The sequence below is a fragment of the Candidatus Saccharibacteria bacterium genome (genome assembly GCA_016432585.1).
In the GTDB taxonomy this organism is placed as follows: domain Bacteria; phylum Patescibacteriota; class Saccharimonadia; order Saccharimonadales; family Saccharimonadaceae.
In genome coordinates this window covers 580729-597746 of the sequence record CP066696.1, presented here as the reverse complement: position 1 = coordinate 597746, position 17018 = coordinate 580729, and the positions used below count along the sequence as shown (strand labels likewise).

At 49.6% G+C, this 17018-nt stretch carries 17 protein-coding genes; 10 read left to right on the top strand and 7 right to left on the bottom strand.

Annotated elements, in window-relative coordinates; genetic code table 11:
• Window positions 1-42 precede the first annotated feature (42 nt).
• Window positions 43-495 (top strand): NUDIX hydrolase, encoded by a 453-nt coding sequence (locus HZB75_03270; protein QQG50530.1) that lies wholly within the window; start codon window positions 43-45, stop codon window positions 493-495.
• On the opposite strand, the gene HZB75_03265 is transcribed toward HZB75_03270, so the two are convergent.
• Together HZB75_03265 and HZB75_03260 are read right to left on the bottom strand one after the other, a co-directional pair.
• On the bottom strand, window positions 492-767 hold the full coding sequence (locus tag HZB75_03265; protein ID QQG50529.1) for a DUF2277 domain-containing protein: 276 nt from the start codon (window positions 765-767) through the stop codon (window positions 492-494). The genes HZB75_03270 and HZB75_03265 overlap by 4 nt on opposite strands.
• A gap of 8 nt (window positions 768-775) precedes the next feature.
• The gene (locus tag HZB75_03260; protein ID QQG50528.1) at window positions 776-1504 is read right to left on the bottom strand and encodes a VIT family protein; all 729 of its coding nucleotides are present in this window, start codon (window positions 1502-1504) and stop codon (window positions 776-778) included.
• 74 nt (window positions 1505-1578) lie between these two features.
• Between HZB75_03260 and HZB75_03255 the strand changes: the two genes are divergently transcribed.
• The 7 genes from HZB75_03255 to HZB75_03225 all read left to right on the top strand — a co-directional run bounded on the left by HZB75_03255 (window position 1579) and on the right by HZB75_03225 (window position 7195).
• Entirely contained in the window at window positions 1579-2232 is a 654-nt protein-coding gene (locus tag HZB75_03255) for a hypothetical protein (GenBank protein QQG50527.1), read from the top strand.
• Between the two features lie 34 nt (window positions 2233-2266).
• A complete protein-coding gene (locus HZB75_03250) occupies window positions 2267-3121 on the top strand; it encodes a hypothetical protein (protein QQG50526.1) in 855 nt (284 codons plus the stop codon).
• Between the two features lies 1 nt (window position 3122).
• Window positions 3123-3905, top strand: coding sequence for a YaaA family protein (locus HZB75_03245; GenBank protein ID QQG50525.1), 783 nt, complete (start codon window positions 3123-3125; stop codon window positions 3903-3905).
• An 85-nt stretch (window positions 3906-3990) separates the two neighbouring features.
• A complete protein-coding gene (locus HZB75_03240) occupies window positions 3991-4476 on the top strand; it encodes a hypothetical protein (protein ID QQG50524.1) in 486 nt (161 codons plus the stop codon).
• 175 nt (window positions 4477-4651) lie between these two features.
• Window positions 4652-5155 (top strand): hypothetical protein, encoded by a 504-nt coding sequence (locus HZB75_03235; protein ID QQG50523.1) that lies wholly within the window; start codon window positions 4652-4654, stop codon window positions 5153-5155.
• Window positions 5156-5212: 57 nt separating this feature from the next.
• A complete protein-coding gene (locus HZB75_03230; protein QQG50522.1) occupies window positions 5213-6019 on the top strand; it encodes a hypothetical protein in 807 nt (268 codons plus the stop codon).
• A gap of 57 nt (window positions 6020-6076) precedes the next feature.
• Complete coding sequence (locus HZB75_03225; GenBank protein ID QQG50521.1) at window positions 6077-7195, top strand: cation:proton antiporter; 1119 nt, start codon at window positions 6077-6079, stop codon at window positions 7193-7195.
• Here the strand turns inward: HZB75_03225 and HZB75_03220 are convergent.
• Window positions 7187-8536 carry an FAD-binding oxidoreductase gene (locus HZB75_03220; GenBank protein QQG50520.1) on the bottom strand — a complete coding sequence of 450 codons (1350 nt, stop codon included), beginning with the start codon at window positions 8534-8536 and terminating at the stop codon, window positions 7187-7189. The genes HZB75_03225 and HZB75_03220 overlap by 9 nt on opposite strands.
• Window positions 8537-8773: 237 nt before the next feature.
• On the opposite strand from HZB75_03220, the gene HZB75_03215 reads away from it, so the two are divergent.
• Both HZB75_03215 and HZB75_03210 read left to right on the top strand, forming a co-directional pair.
• Window positions 8774-9028, top strand: a complete 255-nt coding sequence (locus HZB75_03215; GenBank protein ID QQG50519.1) for a hypothetical protein — start codon at window positions 8774-8776, stop codon at window positions 9026-9028.
• Window positions 9029-9450: 422 nt separating this feature from the next.
• Window positions 9451-11781, top strand: a complete 2331-nt coding sequence (locus HZB75_03210) for an HAD-IC family P-type ATPase (protein ID QQG50518.1) — start codon at window positions 9451-9453, stop codon at window positions 11779-11781.
• Here HZB75_03210 and HZB75_03205 read toward each other — a convergent pair.
• From HZB75_03205 to HZB75_03190, 4 genes are all read right to left on the bottom strand, one after another.
• Window positions 11778-14303, bottom strand: coding sequence for a cation-transporting P-type ATPase (locus tag HZB75_03205; GenBank protein ID QQG50517.1), 2526 nt, complete (start codon window positions 14301-14303; stop codon window positions 11778-11780). The genes HZB75_03210 and HZB75_03205 overlap by 4 nt on opposite strands.
• A gap of 98 nt (window positions 14304-14401) precedes the next feature.
• Window positions 14402-14869: a GreA/GreB family elongation factor gene (locus HZB75_03200; protein ID QQG50516.1), complete on the bottom strand. Its 468-nt coding sequence runs from the start codon at window positions 14867-14869 to the stop codon at window positions 14402-14404.
• 111 nt (window positions 14870-14980) lie between these two features.
• Window positions 14981-15655, bottom strand: coding sequence for an ABC transporter ATP-binding protein (locus tag HZB75_03195; protein ID QQG50515.1), 675 nt, complete (start codon window positions 15653-15655; stop codon window positions 14981-14983).
• 8 nt (window positions 15656-15663) lie between these two features.
• Window positions 15664-16989, bottom strand: coding sequence for an ABC transporter permease (locus HZB75_03190; protein QQG50514.1), 1326 nt, complete (start codon window positions 16987-16989; stop codon window positions 15664-15666).
• Between the last annotated feature and the right edge of the window lie 29 nt (window positions 16990-17018).

Below are 17018 nucleotides of genomic sequence, written 5' to 3'. Positions count from 1 at the left end.
AGTTTATATGTCAATAGCTGGAGTGTGTAGTATACTAGCCACATGTCTGAAAAAACTTCTCTAGGTATTATCAATCATAAAACTTCAACGCGAAAAACTGATTATCTGTATAGGATCTCGATAAAGGGCTATGTGCGTAATAGTATTGGCGAGGTCCTTGTCGTAAAGGAATCTGGGCGCGATTGGTGGGATTTACCGGGCGGCGGTATGGATCATAGCGAGAACATTCGCTTGGCGATCGCTCGAGAAATGAAAGAAGAGGTAAATCTTGAAGGTGATTTTACGTACAAAATACTTCATGTCGATGAACCGGCGTACCTAAAGGCGCACGATTTTTGGCAGGTCCGATTGATATTTGCAGTAAAGCCAGAGCTGATGCAATTTAGCGCTGGTGAAGATGGCGACGAGGTAGCATTTATTGATCCTATGACTTTTGAAAAGTCGGAGTCGGAGGTTGAGCGTCGAATCTATCGTTACGCGAAACTTATGAACTAGGCTCCGGTTCCAAAACGCTTTTCGTTCCGTTCTTTTGCCTTGTGTGCTTCTTCTTCCCTGTTTTTAGGATCGGCATTCGTCTCTAGTGAATCGAGTAGTTTTTTGCATGCTGCTGCGACATCTGCGATTCCTTGATTAAAGGCGGCTTCGTTTACCTGCGACGGCTCGTGAAAGCCACTCACCTTGCGTACGAACTGCAAGGCAGATGCGTGAATTTCCTCGTCGGTTGCGGGTGGGTCAAAATTGAAAAGTGGTTTTATATTTCGGCACATAGCTTCTCCTAAATTGTGAGCCCTACGAGATTACCAATGCCATATGTTACAATCATGGCAATCATGCCACCGGCAACCACCCGAAGCGTAGCGCGGGTTTTGCTTGCGCCGCCAACATAGGCGCTAAGACTACCTGTTAGCATGAGGGCAAAAATAACAGCTACGAACGCCAGTGGAACCCGAAGTGGTTCGGGCGGAATAACGACCGCGGCAATAGGAATCGCGGCGCCGGCAAGAAACGAGAGCGCCGATGCAACTGCTGCATGCCAAGGGCTAGTAAGATTGTCTGGATCGAGCCCATGCTCGGCGTCGAGGTGAGCGCCGATTGCGTCGTGATCTGAGAGTTCTTTTGCAACCAGTGCTGCAGTTTGCTGCGAAAGTCCCTTTTCTTCGTAGATTTTTGCAAGTTCTTTTTGTTCTTCGTCGGGAAAATGCGCATGCTCTTCGCGCTCCTGGGCGATTAGCGCCCTTTCAGTATCGCGCTGACTACTAACCGAAACGTACTCGCCCGCCGCCATAGATAGCGCGCCCGCAACAACGCCGGCAATACCCGACATAAGAATAACTGTTTGCGAATTGGTAGCCCCCGCAACACCCACAACAAGTCCGGCAATCGAGACAATACCGTCGTTTGCGCCAAGCACCGCGGCACGCAGCTGGTTCATTTTATTGTTTGGAGTTGCATGATGCTCTGGATATTGGCGAGGTTTTGAAGTATCGGTTTTTGTCAGTTTCATATCATTAGTATAGCATTTCTGGCGGGTCTTTTGCCGACTGGCAAATGCTCGGCCGGCACTATATACTGGCATGTATGACCTACTTTATTACTCGCCGCGAACTCATTCACGCGCAAATAGCTCTTTTTGCTTCAATCTTGCTGCAACTTGCCGTATGGCAAATTAATGGTGAGCTTTTGGTTGGGCTGCAGTACCTACTGCTTCCTATCGAGGTTGCTCTTGTTCTTTTGATCGGCTTTACGGTTAACCGCCACAAAACCTATCGTCATTTTATGCAGCGCTTATCGGTGCTGACGCTTCTTGCGCTGATGTCGATTGGCAACGCGAGTTCGTTGATTCTCGTACTTCAAATGCTGGTTGTGACGCACGCAACTATTAGCGGCATCGAGCTTCTAGGTGCGGCAATCGCAATTTTTATGACGAATATCATAGTGTTTGCGCTGTGGTATTGGGAGATTGATGCGCCTGGCCTGTCGCGAAAGCGCTGGTCTAAAAGTGATAAGGATTTCCAGTTTCCTCAACAAGATATGAAAAGCGAGTTTCCTGGCTGGCGGCCCCAGTTTTTTGACTATTTCTACCTTTCGCTGTCAAATGCCGTCAACTTTGCCCCGGCAGACGCAAAGCCGTTAACGCACGCGGCTAAGATTCTTATGGGGTCGCAGGCGCTTATCTCGGTATTAACGCTGGCGCTTGTGGTGGCAAGATCGGTAAGTATTTTAGGTTCATAGTTTTCGCTACTTAAGGCCGTGGTATGATAGCTGTATGAATAAAGCGTTAGTGACTTCTAGCAAGGTGAAGAAAATTATCGTTAGTGTGATTTTTGCTCTTTATCTCATGCAGCTCGTGGCTAATGTTGGGCTGGCATCACAGTATTCTTTTTATCAGTATGCATCGCAAGGTGTTGCTGTAGGGTTGTATATTTCAATCGTATTTACTCCGCTTGTCTTTTTGATTGCCTATATGGCGCTTCGCCGTCGCGTGACACCCCGGTTCGAGCTTTTTTATCAATCTGCGCTATGGTCACTAGTCAGCTTATTCCTACTTTCGTTCGTTATTGTTTTGCTACGTTATCTCGTTGAGCCGTATGTTGATATGAGCGCGTGGCGGGAGTTTGCATCGCCAAGCGTAACGATAGCTATAATACTTGGACTACTTGGCTATTACTTACGAGGCGGTCATACGCAAGCGCTGCTGAATAAAATCATAGTGTCTACGGCGCTACTCTACCTTGCTACGCTAGCAATTCGGCCGTTTTTGGCGATATACCGAGCGTTTATGTATGTCAATTCTGGTGGGTCCGATATTATCTTCGACCTAATATTCGCAACGTTCCCTATGGTGTACCATAACTTTGCGCCACTTGTTTTTATCCTACTTCTCACACTGATTGGTTATGTGCTTGTTAGGGTTGGAAGCGTGCGTCGTCGCTCTTTCAATATAATAGTTAGTTGTGCTATTGCTGTGCTTACGGCTGAAACAATACAGCAATTTGGCAATTTTTTTATCTCGGATTCAAATAATAACCCGTTTTATATAAGCATTCATGTAGTGTCGTACGCTATTGCGACGGGCGTATTCCTCTCTTCTGTGAGATTCCTGCAAAAATCTAAGGACTAGTATGTATATTCTTATTCACTCATCGAAAACAATGCGGCCGCCAGGAACAGGATTGGCCATTTCTGAACGTCCGGCGCTTGCAACAAAAACGCACGAGCTAGCCCAATATCTGAAGTCTCTGACGCCCGCCCAGATTGCGAAAACGATGAAGATATCGAATAAGTTGGCAATCATCACACACGAGCTTGCCGCCGGCTGGACGGATGATGCTGCACGCCAGCGCGCAGCGGTCGATAGTTTTCTGGGTGATATCTACAGTGGACTTCAGGTTGCGAGTTGGACGAACGAGGATCGTCGCTATGCAAACAAGACGCTTCGCATTCTTTCGGGACTATATGGCATCTTGCGGCCTCTCGATGGTATTTATCCGTATCGCCTAGAAATGGGGTACCGGCTTCCGGGTGATCGTTTTAAAAACCTTTACGACTTTTGGGGCAGTTCTGTAGCAGAGACAATCCCAGGAGACGAGACGATTATTAATTTGGCGGCGGTCGAGTACTCTAAACCTGTGACAAAATACCACGATCCACAACTTGTTGTGACGCCCGAATTTTTAACGGTTAATCCAAAAACGCATGAACCAGGCTTTGTGGTGGTTCATACAAAGATTGCTCGTGGCGCATTTGCCTCGTGGTTGATTCGAAACCGTATCACAAAGCCTGTTGATATTTTGAAATTCGATGAACTTAATTATCGATACGATAAAAAGCTCAGTACTCCAGCGCGACCCGTTTTCGTTTGCGAAACGTTCGGCGGCATTGGCTTAAGTGTTCGTTTAAGCTAGCCCGACATCTGTTACGGATTGACTTTATTCTAGAAATATGCTATTATAGTAAAGGAAGTATCACCTACGAACCCTGGAGGTTCCGTTGCACCTTGACACACTCGACCTTAACGGCGCATCGCGCCAGATCGGTCTGATGCTCGTTGTTCTTGTAGTCTCTTGGGTCGCCTCGATGCGGATTGCCGAGGGGCGCACCAAGCGCTACACGCACCTCTATCAGATCTATCCGATCGTTTTTCTTTCGGGTCTCATGATGCTGGTCGCCTACGGAGTGCGTACCCCTTGCCGCCCCGATTACTACATCGGGTGCGGCGTCAACATGGGGACGTACCTGGGCTTCGGCCTTGCTGGCGCCATGCTGATCTTTGGCCTCGTAATGGCGCTGGCATGGAAGATCCCCGTGGGCTGGCTTGTTGCTGGAATCGCCGTGTACTACGGCGAGTACATGCAGCAGTTCTACCACGTGCTGACTCCGTGGCCGCGCCTCGGAATCATCTTCGTCGCTGCGTGTGCCGCAGTTCCGTGGGTGGTCTCGGTGTTTCGCTGGGTCCGCGCGGCATGCCGGCCGTAGCAGTAACAAAGACGCGCCTGGGCCGGATTATTTTTCCGGTTCAGGCTGGTGGCATGGGTGATACTTCCAGCTACCATGTATTTTAAAGCAACTCCCTTTTGGGAGTTTTTTGTTATGCGGAGTATCACAGAAAATCTAGAAATAGCAGACTATACTACATAAAAAAGGAGGATATATGAGAATGCCACCAACATACACTAGTAGTAACGAAACCGGTTGTTGCCCTGTTCCGAACGTAGACGCCTGGGATAATAAGGAAGTGACATTCGAGAATAAACTCTTTGTTCGTATGTACACGCGAAGCTTTTTATTTGTGCCGCTGAATATGGGTAAGGTTATGGCAAAACTTCAGGAACTCGCTAGCGCTACTGGTACAGCGCTGCCTATGGAAGACGGCATGATTCTTAGCAGAGATGTATCCCCCTGGAAGGCCGAGCAGTTATATGGTGTTAGTAAGTCCATAGAAGGTGCTGACATGGTGACGCTTAGCGGTTCGTACGTCACGAAAGTTTTTAATGGTCCATATAAAAACGCCGCCAGATGGCACGCAGAAATGCAAGATCTTGTCGTGGAGCATGGTAGTAAGGCAACTGATATCTACTTTTTCTATACAACTTGTCCAAAATGTGCCAAGCATTACGGCAATAATTACGTTATAGGTTTTGCAAAACTCTCATAATTTAACATCTTAGCCTATGGTCGTATGCTATGCTGAAGGAACGAAAGTTTTTTAGGCATGACAAATTATATTTTAGAAAACAGAGCAGTTATTGCGGGCATAAAACGTGCGTGCGAAAAATATGGCATACGCTATAGCGCCTTCTCAGACGAATGGATTATTCGATTAACCCTGGGTGATGCGCGCCAGTTTGTTCTTGGCTATAACTTTGACTGCAATGGCCAGGCCTCCGCTGCAATCGCCCGAGACAAAGCAGCAACGCATGATCTATTAAAAGAAAACGGGGTTGCCAGTATGCGGCACGAATTACTTAGTACGCCCGATTCCCCACTTCCCAACAAGAGATTGGTCGACGAAATGATAAAGCGGCACGAGAGTATTGTTATTAAGCCTGTGCTTGGGAGTCGCGGCGAAAACGTTGCGCGTTTTTGGTCGGCAGACGACGCAATGCGCTACATGGAGAGTTCGAATATACCCTCGTGGGCGATTGCCCCGTACGAGGCGATTGTGTCTGAGACACGTCTTATTGTACTAGACGGTGTGGTGAGCATTGCCTATGAAAAAACAAACCCTCGCGAAATCGGAGGGCTTAAAATGTACAACTTACACCTTGGGGCAGACGCAAAAAAACTTTCCATCTCTGATCTTGATGCTGATATGGTTGCTATAGCGAGGGCCGCAATGGATGCGATTGGACTGCGCCTTGGTGCCGTGGATATTATTAAGACTGCTGAAGGCGAAATGAGTGTTATAGAGATAAACAGTGGGTTCTCGCTCGAACATTATGTCAAACAGTCCGCTGAATACCGCGAAGAAGTCGAGCTCTTTTACGAAAATCTGACATGTCGGCTGTTTAATTTCTAAAGCCATTACTAGCATTTACGGCGGCGTAGTGTAGGTGTATGATATGAAGAACGCGCTATGTTTGATCGATTAAAATTCATGACATTTCTTGTTATTGCCGCTTTGGCGGGGCTTATTCTTGCCGTTGTATTTGGTTGGCAGGGGCTTGAGCATTCGCCATGGTATATTTTGGTGGCAAGTGCCCTTCTATGCTTTGGTCTGTATATGGCGGTATACGGTATCGACCGCCAAGAGGCAAAGCGTCACTGGCGAATCGTCCTTATTGCGGTGACGTTTGGTGTGCTTTGTAAATATTTGATTATTTTTGGCGCGACATATTTAGTGACTCAAAGTTGGCAGTATGCAGTACTAAGTATGGCGCTGGCGCAGATTGACCCGCTGTCTGTTGCGGCCCTGAGCAGCGACAAGCGTATGACAAAGCGCACGCGAACTATCTTGAATATGTGGGCGTCGTTCGACGATCCTATGACGGCAATTGCAACGCCACTTTTGCTTGGTGCCGCTGCAACATTGGCGCACCAAAAAATAGCCGAGGGATCGAGCTGGGTTGACGTTCTTGTGAGTATTACACCATTTGCGGGAACGCTTCTTATGGTCGGCTTGCTTGCGCTTTATCGTCGCATGAAATCAAAAAACGTTCATGCAATTCTGCAGGAAAAACTAGATAATCACGAGTCTGGCAAAAACGTTATCTCGGGCTTAACTGCCATTATCGCGATTCCTATGCGCCTTTACAGTATGGCCGCACTTGCCGGATGGTTCGTTCGCCCGTCTTGGCTAGGCGCTGGCCGCCGCGCCGAGTTTGCGCTTAACATTGCACTGTATAGCGCGACGTTTTTGCTTGGTATTTTACTGGCCGGAGGTGTCGATATTGTCGGCGGCATAACGCTGGGTGTTGCAACATACGGGTCGCAAATAGTAGTGGCGTGGCTTGTTATGTGGGCGGCGTTACTGGTAAGTAAAAAAGAGAATCACTCAAAAAGCAAATTATCGCGCCGCGATACGTGGCATCTGGCGCTTAGCCAGCAAAACGGTATTACGGCAATTGTTTTAGCGCTCAACCTAGAGCCTGTCATTAACGGTAGCGTTGCGGTAGTGTCGCTTGCGATCGTAACAGTGAATGCCCTCAACGCCGTTTGTAACGGTCTTTTCGACCGCTATAGCAAACTAGCGTAGTTCGCTATCTGGCGCGATATTGTAGTTTCGGTGGAAGATATTTTCAGGGTCGTACTGACGCTTTAGCGCGACAAGCTTATTGAATGTTGCTGGAGGATAGGCTGCTGTCGATTCGACTGACGTCCACTCATTGAAGAAATTGATATAGGCGCCTTGGCCAAATTTGGCAATTGCGCGCCACGGCTCCAGTGCGGAATCAATTTCGGATTGCGATGCTGCAGGGCTCATAAAAACAGGAGCAATAATAAGCGCTTCGCTTGCGCGGTGGGCAAATGCTGTTGCGTCTTTACTTACCCTATTCATGGCGCCACCGACACTTCGTATTTGCAGCATTTGCGTGTCGTTTTTTACGATAGTGTCAATAAGCTCATCGCTGAAATCGCTAATCAGCGCGTCATTAACAAGAACCTGGAAGCCTTGGGGTGGATGTGCATCTTCGAGCACTTCGGCATAGGGCTTTTTCTGTATGTCGTCGCTAAGAACGGTGCCGAAATCTTTTAAGGCTGCAATCACCTTTGTTGCCTCTTCTTGATTATCGCTAGCGTAACACGCAAGCAAAACAAGCGCGGCTGGCTGCCCGCCAAATGCCGGCATGCTTGGCATTGGCATGATCATTGTCGATAGGTCTTCGGACGCTGTTCGCATGTAATCGCGCCATTTTTTTAGTATTTCGCCGCGTTCGGCAAAATCGTAAACGATCGACCCGGCGTATACCTCGCCTATAGGGTGAGCCTCGAACTCAAAGCTTGTAACGATACCAAAATTACCGCCACCGCCACGGATTCCCCAAAATAGATCTGGGTTTGTAGTTTTGCTTGCCTGCAAGATTTCACCAGATGCTGTAACGACAGTGGCGCCAACGAGGCTGTCGATCGTGAGACCGTACTTACGAACCATCCATCCGATACCTCCGGCTGTGGCAAGCCCACCAACGCCAACCGTATTCGTATCGCCCGATGAAATTGCCAGGCCAAGTTTTTGCAGTTGGTCGGCTGTAGGTCCCCAGTGCGCGCCGCCTTCTATGCGAACAGTATTTTTTGCAGTATCGATAACTTCTACTTTGTTCAAATGCATAAGGTCGATAATAATACCACTGTCGTTTGTGCTGTGGCCTGCACCGCTATGCCCACCGCTGCGAACCGAAATAACAAGGGTATGCTCTTTCGCAAATTTCACACTCTCGGCAACGGCGACGTCGGTTCGGGGCCTTACGACAATTGCAGGTGCTCCTTTTGCCATGAATACCGTGCTCGCGCTTTCGTATTCTGGGCTTTCTGGCAGGATAATATCACCATCGAAATGTGATTGGAACGCGTGAACTGAAGATGTGTCGAATGTCATAGACTAATAATAACAACCATGAAGTTATATGAAAATCTATGATTTTGATCACGCTTGTGGTAAATAGGGGCTCTAAAAAACAAACTGCCGGGTTCCCATGGTGGTGGGAACCCGGCGGGCCGCTTCCGGTGAGGTTGTCACTCGGTGGGCGGGGTCGTCTCCAGATCTTCTGAAGGCGGTGCGGATGCTGTCGGCTGGTCCGTTGGAACCGGCGGCGTACTCGCGGGCGGCTGCGTAGTGGCAGACGCCGTTGGTGTTGGCATGGACGGTTCGGAGGAAGGGGCGGTGGGCGGATTGCTGGGCGTTGCGGATGGCGTTTCGGGTGTTGCTGCCGGCGGTGTGGCCGGAATGTCAACGACCGGAACGATACCGTCGCCGTTTTGCGTGGGCGCAGGATCTTGCGTTGGCACGGTGCGCGGCGTGGTCTTGGTGGGTGTCGGCGAAGCCTTGGGAGTGTTCTTGGGCTTCGGTGACGCGCTGGCGGTTGCCTGAGGCTGGTCGCCAGCGAACGGCGTGGCCGGGACGCTGAGCTGGCCTGCTTGGTACGCGATCAGTACCCCGCTGATGCTCAGAAGGCCGAACGCGGCAACCAACAGCAGGCGCGCGAACCATCCGAAGAGTGGCGGCGGAGTTCCCTGGTAGGGAGGCTCCGGCGGGTCTGCGGGAAGGCCGCGAGGGCTGAGTGCTACCGGCAACTCCACTGTGTCCGTCTGCAGCGCGGGCAACGGCATGGTGTCTGTAATGCGCGGCAGGGGTTGAGTAGGAGTGTCGTCGGGCGTGAGCATGAGGATTTTCCTCCGAATTGTCGCGGTCAGGTGCGAGGACATGCGAATGCACTTATATACATTATAACACAAAACGAGAAATATTGCAATACAGAACCGATGAGCGCCGGTTTGCTATACTGAAAGAAGATGAAAGATTTTCTTATTATATTGCGCCGCAATTTCGTGTCTCCTATTGTGATTGCAATTCTGACACTCGCGACAATTCTTTTGCTTTTGGGTGAGTTTCGTGACGCATGGTTTATCTCGGTTGTTATTGTTCTTAATACCCTTTTTGCGATTGTTCAGGAGGTTCGTGCGCAGCGGGCTCTTAAAAAACTTGAACTAATGAGCGCGCCTCATGCAAGGCGTAAACTGGCCGACGGCACCTTTGAGGAGATTATGTATGATCAGTTGATCGTTGGTGACATTATTGAGTTGCGATCGGGTGATGACGTGCCGGCGGATTGTCTTTTACTCGAAAGCCGTGGGCTCGAAGTAGACGAAAGTATGCTGACTGGTGAGTCGGCGTCGGTAGAAAAAGAAAAAGATATGCAGGTTTTGGCGGCAAGTGCCGTTGTTGCGGGTGCTGCCCTAGCGAAAGTAACGGCTGTTGGCGACAACACAAAAGCCGGTCAAATGACAGCCTCATTAAAACGCTATACCCCGCAGCTCACTCCGCTTCAGCGAGCGATTAACCGTGCAATCACAATACTTACGTATGGTGCGCTTGGCCTTGCGGCGCTTATTTTTATTGTGTATTTTGCGTCGGGTAAAGATGCCATACTGATATTTAAGACCATTACATCGGCAGCGGTAACTGTTGTTCCCGAAGGGTTGTTACTGGCAAGCTCCCTGCTACTTGCGTTTGGATCATTGCGGCTAGCCCAGGCCAAAGTTTTGCCGCAAAAGCTTGCCGCGATAGAGGCAATGGCACTGCTTTCGGTGCTTTGTGTCGATAAAACAGGTACGCTAACGAGTGATGAAATAACGTTCGATTCACTAGATTTGTTTACTGCAAAAAGCGACGCCGAGCGCGCGAAGTGGAATGATATTGTTGGTGTGGTCGCGGCGGGGACGTCTGGCGGCAATGCAACGGGCGATGCACTTATAGCTGCCTTGCCTGCGCCCAAAGGCTACACTGTTAAAGCGACGCTTGCCTTTTCGTCTGAACGAAAAATGAGCGGCGTACGGTTTGTTTTAAATGGCGAAACGCACACTGTTTTAATAGGAGCACCCGAGTTTTTATCGAAGCTCGCACCGCTTACCGCGCGACACAAAAAACAAATAGAGTTGCTAGCGCAAGAAGGTCGCCGAGTGCTGCTTGTGGCTTCGTTTAGCGACCATAAGACACCATTTAAGGAGCTTGCGTCTGGCTCCGGAACTGCGGTTGGCCTTGCAATTCTTAATAATCCTCTGCGTGCGGGTGTCGAAAAGACAGTCGCATATCTTCAGGATAACGACGTGAGTATTCGCGTTATTAGCGGTGATAATCCGCAAACGGTACGTTATATCGCTGCCAAGGCCGGTATTCGCGACAGTGCGGCGGTTATGACAGGCGCCGAGCTTGCCGAACTTTCTGATAAACAATGGAATGCGAAAGTGCTCGCCACCACTATTTTTGCGCGGGTATTGCCAGAGCAAAAAGAGCGCCTTATCGCCACGTTTAAAGAAAGTGGTAAGTTTACGGGTATGGTTGGCGATGGCGTCAACGATGCGCTTGCACTTAAAAAAGCAGATCTTGGCGTTGCTATGTATGCAGGCGTGGCGGCGAGCAGGCGCGTGGCCGATATTGTGCTGCTAGATAACTCGTTTGCGTCGCTGCCACTTGGTATGAAACTAGGCAATCGTATTATGCAGGCGATTGAAATTATTGCCGTGCTGTTCTTTCATAAAATTATATTTGGCGTGGTGTTGTTGCTTGCGACGCTGGCGCTCGGTATGGTGTATCCGTTCCAGCCTCGCCATGTAACATTTATGAATATCTTTCTTGTGACGATGCCGACGGTTATGTGGACACTATTTCCTCCCCGACCGCATCACCGTGTGCAGCCGCAACATTTTTGGCGTGATACGTTACTGGCGGTTGCACCAATCGCTGCTGTTTCGGGAGTTGCAGTTACCTTTATTTACTGGGCGATGACTCAACTGTACCCAAACAACCCTGCCGAAGTAGCGACAACGACAGTGATTGTTGCAACGTTCTTTGGTGTCTTTCTGGTGTTTTTGGCATCGAAAATGCTGGCCGTTATGTACGATGCGCCTGCCCGAACAGCACGGCTTTTGTATGTTGCTGCAGCGACAGTTGTTGCGCTTGCAAGCTTTGGATGGGGTTTCGCGCGTGATTTCTTCGACTTTACAAGCCCTAGCTGGACATATGCATGGCCAGCTTTATTTGTTGTTGCGATTGCTGCTATTTTGCAATATGTTTTGGCCGTTCGAGCCGGTGCAAAATTGCGCCAAGCTCATTACAATATTTAACGATTCGTTCGATTAAGATATTTTCGACCGATAAACTTGTGAATTTCTACAAAAAGAATCGGCACAATAAACGCGATTGCGCCAGTAACTGCAAGATCGTTTATTGCAACCGGTGATACATGAAGGAATTGCCCAAGCGGGCCGAACAGAACGAGCATTTGAAGCGTGATAGCGATTGAAAGGCCGGCAACGAATTTGCCGTTAAATGTTCTGATACGGACGAAAATTGACTCTTCATCGCTGCGGGCGTTAAATGCGTTTGCCCACTGCATAGTAACAAGCGCACTAAACGCGATCGTGCGACCGTATTCGTGACCAAACTGCGCACTAAAGAATGCGTACATGCTGATAGTGAGCATGGCCATGGTGAGCGCAACAAGGATCATGCGTGAGATAAGAAACTTGCTAAGGATTGGCGCGTTAGGCTGCGCGGGCTTTTTTGTCATGTTGGTTTTTTCGCCTGGTTCGAGTCCAAGAGGAATAACCAAAGCCGTGTCGGTAACAAGGTTGACCCAAAGGATTTGCACAGGAACGAGCGGAATCGGTAGCCCGATAGCGAGCGAGCCGATCATGGTAATTACCTCGCCAGCGTTTGTAGAGAGCAGATAAAACAGCATTCGGCGTATGTTAGCAAAAATCGTTCTTCCCTCGTGCATGGCATCGACAATACTTTTGAAGTTGTCGTTTAGAAGGATGATGTCGCCTGCGTCTTTGGCGATTCCTGCCCCGCTGCCCATAGCAACGCCCACATGTGCGTTAGCAAGTGCTGGAACATCGTTAACACCATCACCTGTCATTGCGGTAATATTGTTCTTTTTGAGCAGTTCAAGAATACGATACTTATGTTCGGGGACAACGCGCGAGAAAACGCGGGTGTTCTCGATAATTTTTTCGAGCTGTTCGTCGCTCATAACATTCATGCGTCGGCTATCAAACACTTGGTCACGGCTTGTTACCATGCCAAGCTGCTTGCCAATATGGTACGCCGTTTCAAAATGATCGCCAGTAATCATACGAACGGTGACGCCCGCGCGCAGAGCGGCCTGGATTGATTTTTTCGCCTCGGGACGTAGAATATCGGCAATGGCAACGTAGCCGTCGAATTCGAGAGGGTGCCTGCCCTTTAGGTCGTCGAAGTCCTCAATTGGCTTTGAAAGATCGCTATGCGCGACGGCGACAACGCGGTAGCCGCTTGCTGTCAGCTTGTGAAGTTCGGCACTTGCGATTTCACGCTCATTTTCAGTAAGATCACAGCGAGCAAGTACATGCTCGGGCGCACCTTTAATTGCCAGGTGATAATCGCTGCCGTTATGCCATACATTGCCGCTCATAGCGACAGATTGATCAAATGGAAGCGTGGCAAACGGCTGGTATGCGGGCTCTTTAGTGCCCTTTTCTTCTGCAAAATTTGCAAGAGCTGTGTCGAGTGGGTCGTGTGTTTTGTGTGATGAATGATTAACAGCGTACGCGATAGAACGAATGAATTTGCGCGTGTCTTTATGAAACTGCCATGTTTCTTGCACGGTAAGTTGGTTTTTTGTCAGTGTTCCTGTTTTGTCGGTGGCGATGGTAGTAATAACACCGATTGTTTCGATAGAGCGCATGGTACGGATAAGCGCTTTTTTTGCAGCCATGCGGCGCATTCCCAGAACAAGAACGACGGATATGGCCACTGGCAGGCTTTCTGGAACGGCGCTAACCGAAAGCGCCAACACGAACTTTAGACTCTCGGTAAGTTCCATTCCGCGTGCGAGAGCAAGCATAAAAGCGACAGTTGCAACTGCGCCGACAACAGCGATGATTTGTGTTAGAAGTTTGTCGATTTTTTTCTGGACAGGGCTTTCGGTCGCCGAATCTTTCGTGAGGGCCGCCAGCTGGCCAAACTCGGTGTCGTTGCCGGTGGTGGTAACAATCGCTATAGCGGTGCCCGCGACGACAAACGAACCCTGGAAGAGCATATTGCTTTGCTCGTAGACTTCCTTCCCCTCGCCGAGTGGCTCGGACTGCTTGTCGATTGGTAGCGATTCGCCGGTAAGCTGCGATTCATCGACCCGCAACGAGCGAGATTCGATGATTCGGGCGTCAGCTGGAATCTTTTCACCTTCGGTGAGCGTGATAATATCGCCAGGTACGAGGAGGCTGGAGTCTATCTCGGTTTCTTTGCCGTCGCGAAGAACATCGACCGCCTGGGCTTCGTGCTTTCGCAGTGATCGCAAAATCCGCTCCGTTGAAAAGCGCTGAATATAATAAATAGTTGCGCTTGCCGCCATGATTGTGCCGATAATACCCGCATCGAGATAGTCTTTGTGCCAAACACTGATAAGCGCTGCAATAAAAAGAACGAGCATAAAAACGTTAGCAAATGGCTCGATAAGCTTTCGCCATAGGGGCTCGCCGGTGATTTTTATGGCGTTTGGCCCGTAAATACGCAGCCGCTCTTTTGCTTCGCTGATAGCAAGGCCACTGGCCGACGTTTTTAGTTCGCTATATGTTTCGCGAACGGTTTTTGTGTAGTAAAGCATTAGTAGTATTATAACAAACCTTGGGGCTGTTTATGTGTATGGATAGAGAAAGAAAAAAGGACGGAGCTTTCCGTCCCTTTTTCCCATGTGTCGAATCGTCAGGTGATACTTACGAGCTGGAGTTTGTTGGTTCGTACCCCGGCCGACCATTCAACGATATCTTGTATTTGTTTGCCTAGAAGACTTTGCCCGAGGGGGCTGACAGCTGATATTCGGCCATCGCTAGGGTTGGCCTCGATACTCTCGACGATTGTGTAGCGGACGATGCGGCCGCTTGTATCGAGAAGATCAACAACCGACCCTATTGCAACCTTGAGGGCGTCACGCTTGCGCGGGAATAGCTTGGCGGCCGCGAGGGTTGCCTTTTTGTCGGCTAGCTCGCTTTCGACGATCTCTAGCGTGGCTAGGTGTTCGGCTCGTGCGAGGCGTTCATCGTGGCTATCCGTCTTGTCCAGTTCGCGCAGCTTAGCTCTTGTGTCGTGCGCGTCACGCTCGAGCCGGGCAACTTCTTTCTTTAGTTCCTTCATGCCTTTTTTGCTAAGAAAAATTGTTTTTCCAGAGTTCATACTATTCCTCCTTTTTCGTGTTGTGCAGTATATTGTTCCACTGCAGTGATAGTATGAAATATTATGCTGAGCTATTTCTTAAAAATAGGCAATGTTGCTAAAAGCACGACGCTATTTATTGGCGACAAGCTTGCCATCTTTTAGCGTGAAGGTTCTGTCGGTTCTACCTGCTATATCAAGGTCGTGAGTAACGGCGATGATAGTCGTATTTTTTGTTCGAGAAAGGCTGTGAAGAAGATCAAAGATCTTTCTCCCTGTCTCGCTATCTAGGTTACCGGTTGGCTCGTCGGCGAGTATGATTGCCGGTTCGTTAGCGAGTGCCCTAGCGATCGATACACGCTGTTGCTGGCCGCCGCTAAGACGTGCTGGTTTTCGGAGCTGTTCGGATGCCTCGAGGCCGACGCTTTCAAGAAGATCCTCGGCGCGGCTGCGTCGATTCTTGGCCGATACCCCGCCAAATTCGAGTGCTAACATAACGTTTTCAAGCGCACTAAGATTTGGTATGAGGTTGTAGTGCTGAAACACGAACCCGATTTTTTTAGCTCGATAACTGGTTTGTTTCGCGCCGGAAAGCTTTGTAATATCGACGTCGTCTACTTCTATTTTGCCACTTGTTGGGGCGTCGAGCGCGCCAAGCAGACTAAGAAGTGTTGATTTGCCGCTTCCGCTTTTGCCGATAATTGAAACGAACTGGCCGGTTTCGAGCGCAAAGTTTATATCCTCTATAGCGTGCACTGTGCCCTGTGCTGCTTCGAATGATTTTGTAAGATTTGTAACTGTTAACATAGTAGCTCCTATTCTGTCCTCAGTACTTCGGCGGGGCGAATACGTGCAATAGACCATGCAGGCACCGCGCTTCCGACGATAGCGATAAGAATGATAATTCCTGCGCTAGCGGCAAAAGTTTCAGGCGTGAGGCTGCTAGTGACATTAGTGACATTTGTTTGTAATTGCGAGCCGACAGACTTAAAGACTGCACCGCCTGCGCCACGTGGCGGTCCCTGCTGGGTTGAATCGTCACTGCTGCTTACGAGCGATTGTGTCATAGGCCCGCTGGCTGCTATGCCAATACCGAGGCCAATAATTCCACCGATAACAGTAAGGGTGAGTGCTTCGGATACGAACTGGCCAATAACCTTGCGGTTTGTGCCGCCAATTGCTTTTATAACGCCAATCTCGCGGCGGCGTTCGCGAACAATCATGATCATAGAAAGTAACACAATCACCGATCCGGCAATGGCCGCGCCAATAACACCAGCAAGTGCTAGGTTCGCGATGCTTTCAAGTGGTTTTATGCTGTTTTCTGCCTGTTCCTGCTGACTGGTGATATCTGCCTTGTCGCCTAGTGCTGTTTTAAGATCAGTAACGGCGGTCGCGACGTTGTCGCTACTGTCGGCTGTCGCGGTAACACTACTTACGGCACCTGCTTGGTCGGTGATTGTTTGGAGTGTCGCAAGTGGTATAATCAATCCGCTGTCCTGGAACTCGTTATCGGTTGTGTAAATACCCTTAACGGTAAATGTTTTGTCGTGCATGGTGAATGTTTCACCAACCGTCAATCCGTTCTTTTCGGCGAGTTTGCTTCCGATAAGTGCGGTATAGTCAGACGATGAGCCATCGATCGTCTCGCCACTGGTTATTTTGTCGCTCGCGACGGTTGCGGATGGATCTGTCGTTCCGGTAACGGCAGTGCGTGGTGTCATGACTTTTACGTCTGGCATAGCAGCTCCGCCCGATGGCGCGTTGCTCGAATCGAATCGCTGGAAGCGCTTTCCTAGGTTGCCGAGTTCAAGCGACGGCGTAAGGTTCGTGTCGTCCTCGCCAAGCTGGTCGGTCAGCGATGCGACCACGCTGTCGATGTGTGCGGTCTCTTTAATCTTGGTAACTTGATCGGCGGTTAGCGCATCGCCACCGCCCATGCCACCCATAAAGCCAGCCGGGTTAATGGTAATTTGCGTTGCGGTACTCGACTTTACCTCGTCGATTTTTGCGTTAACACTGGTGCGTGCAACCAGCATTGCGAGGACAAGCCCTGTGCTGATTGCAAGCATCGCGAGTATCGCCACCGATCTAACGGGGCTGCGGAATGCATTGCGCATTCCCCTTGTGATGACATTCATGTAGTCTCCTTGGTTAGTTTACTACTTGA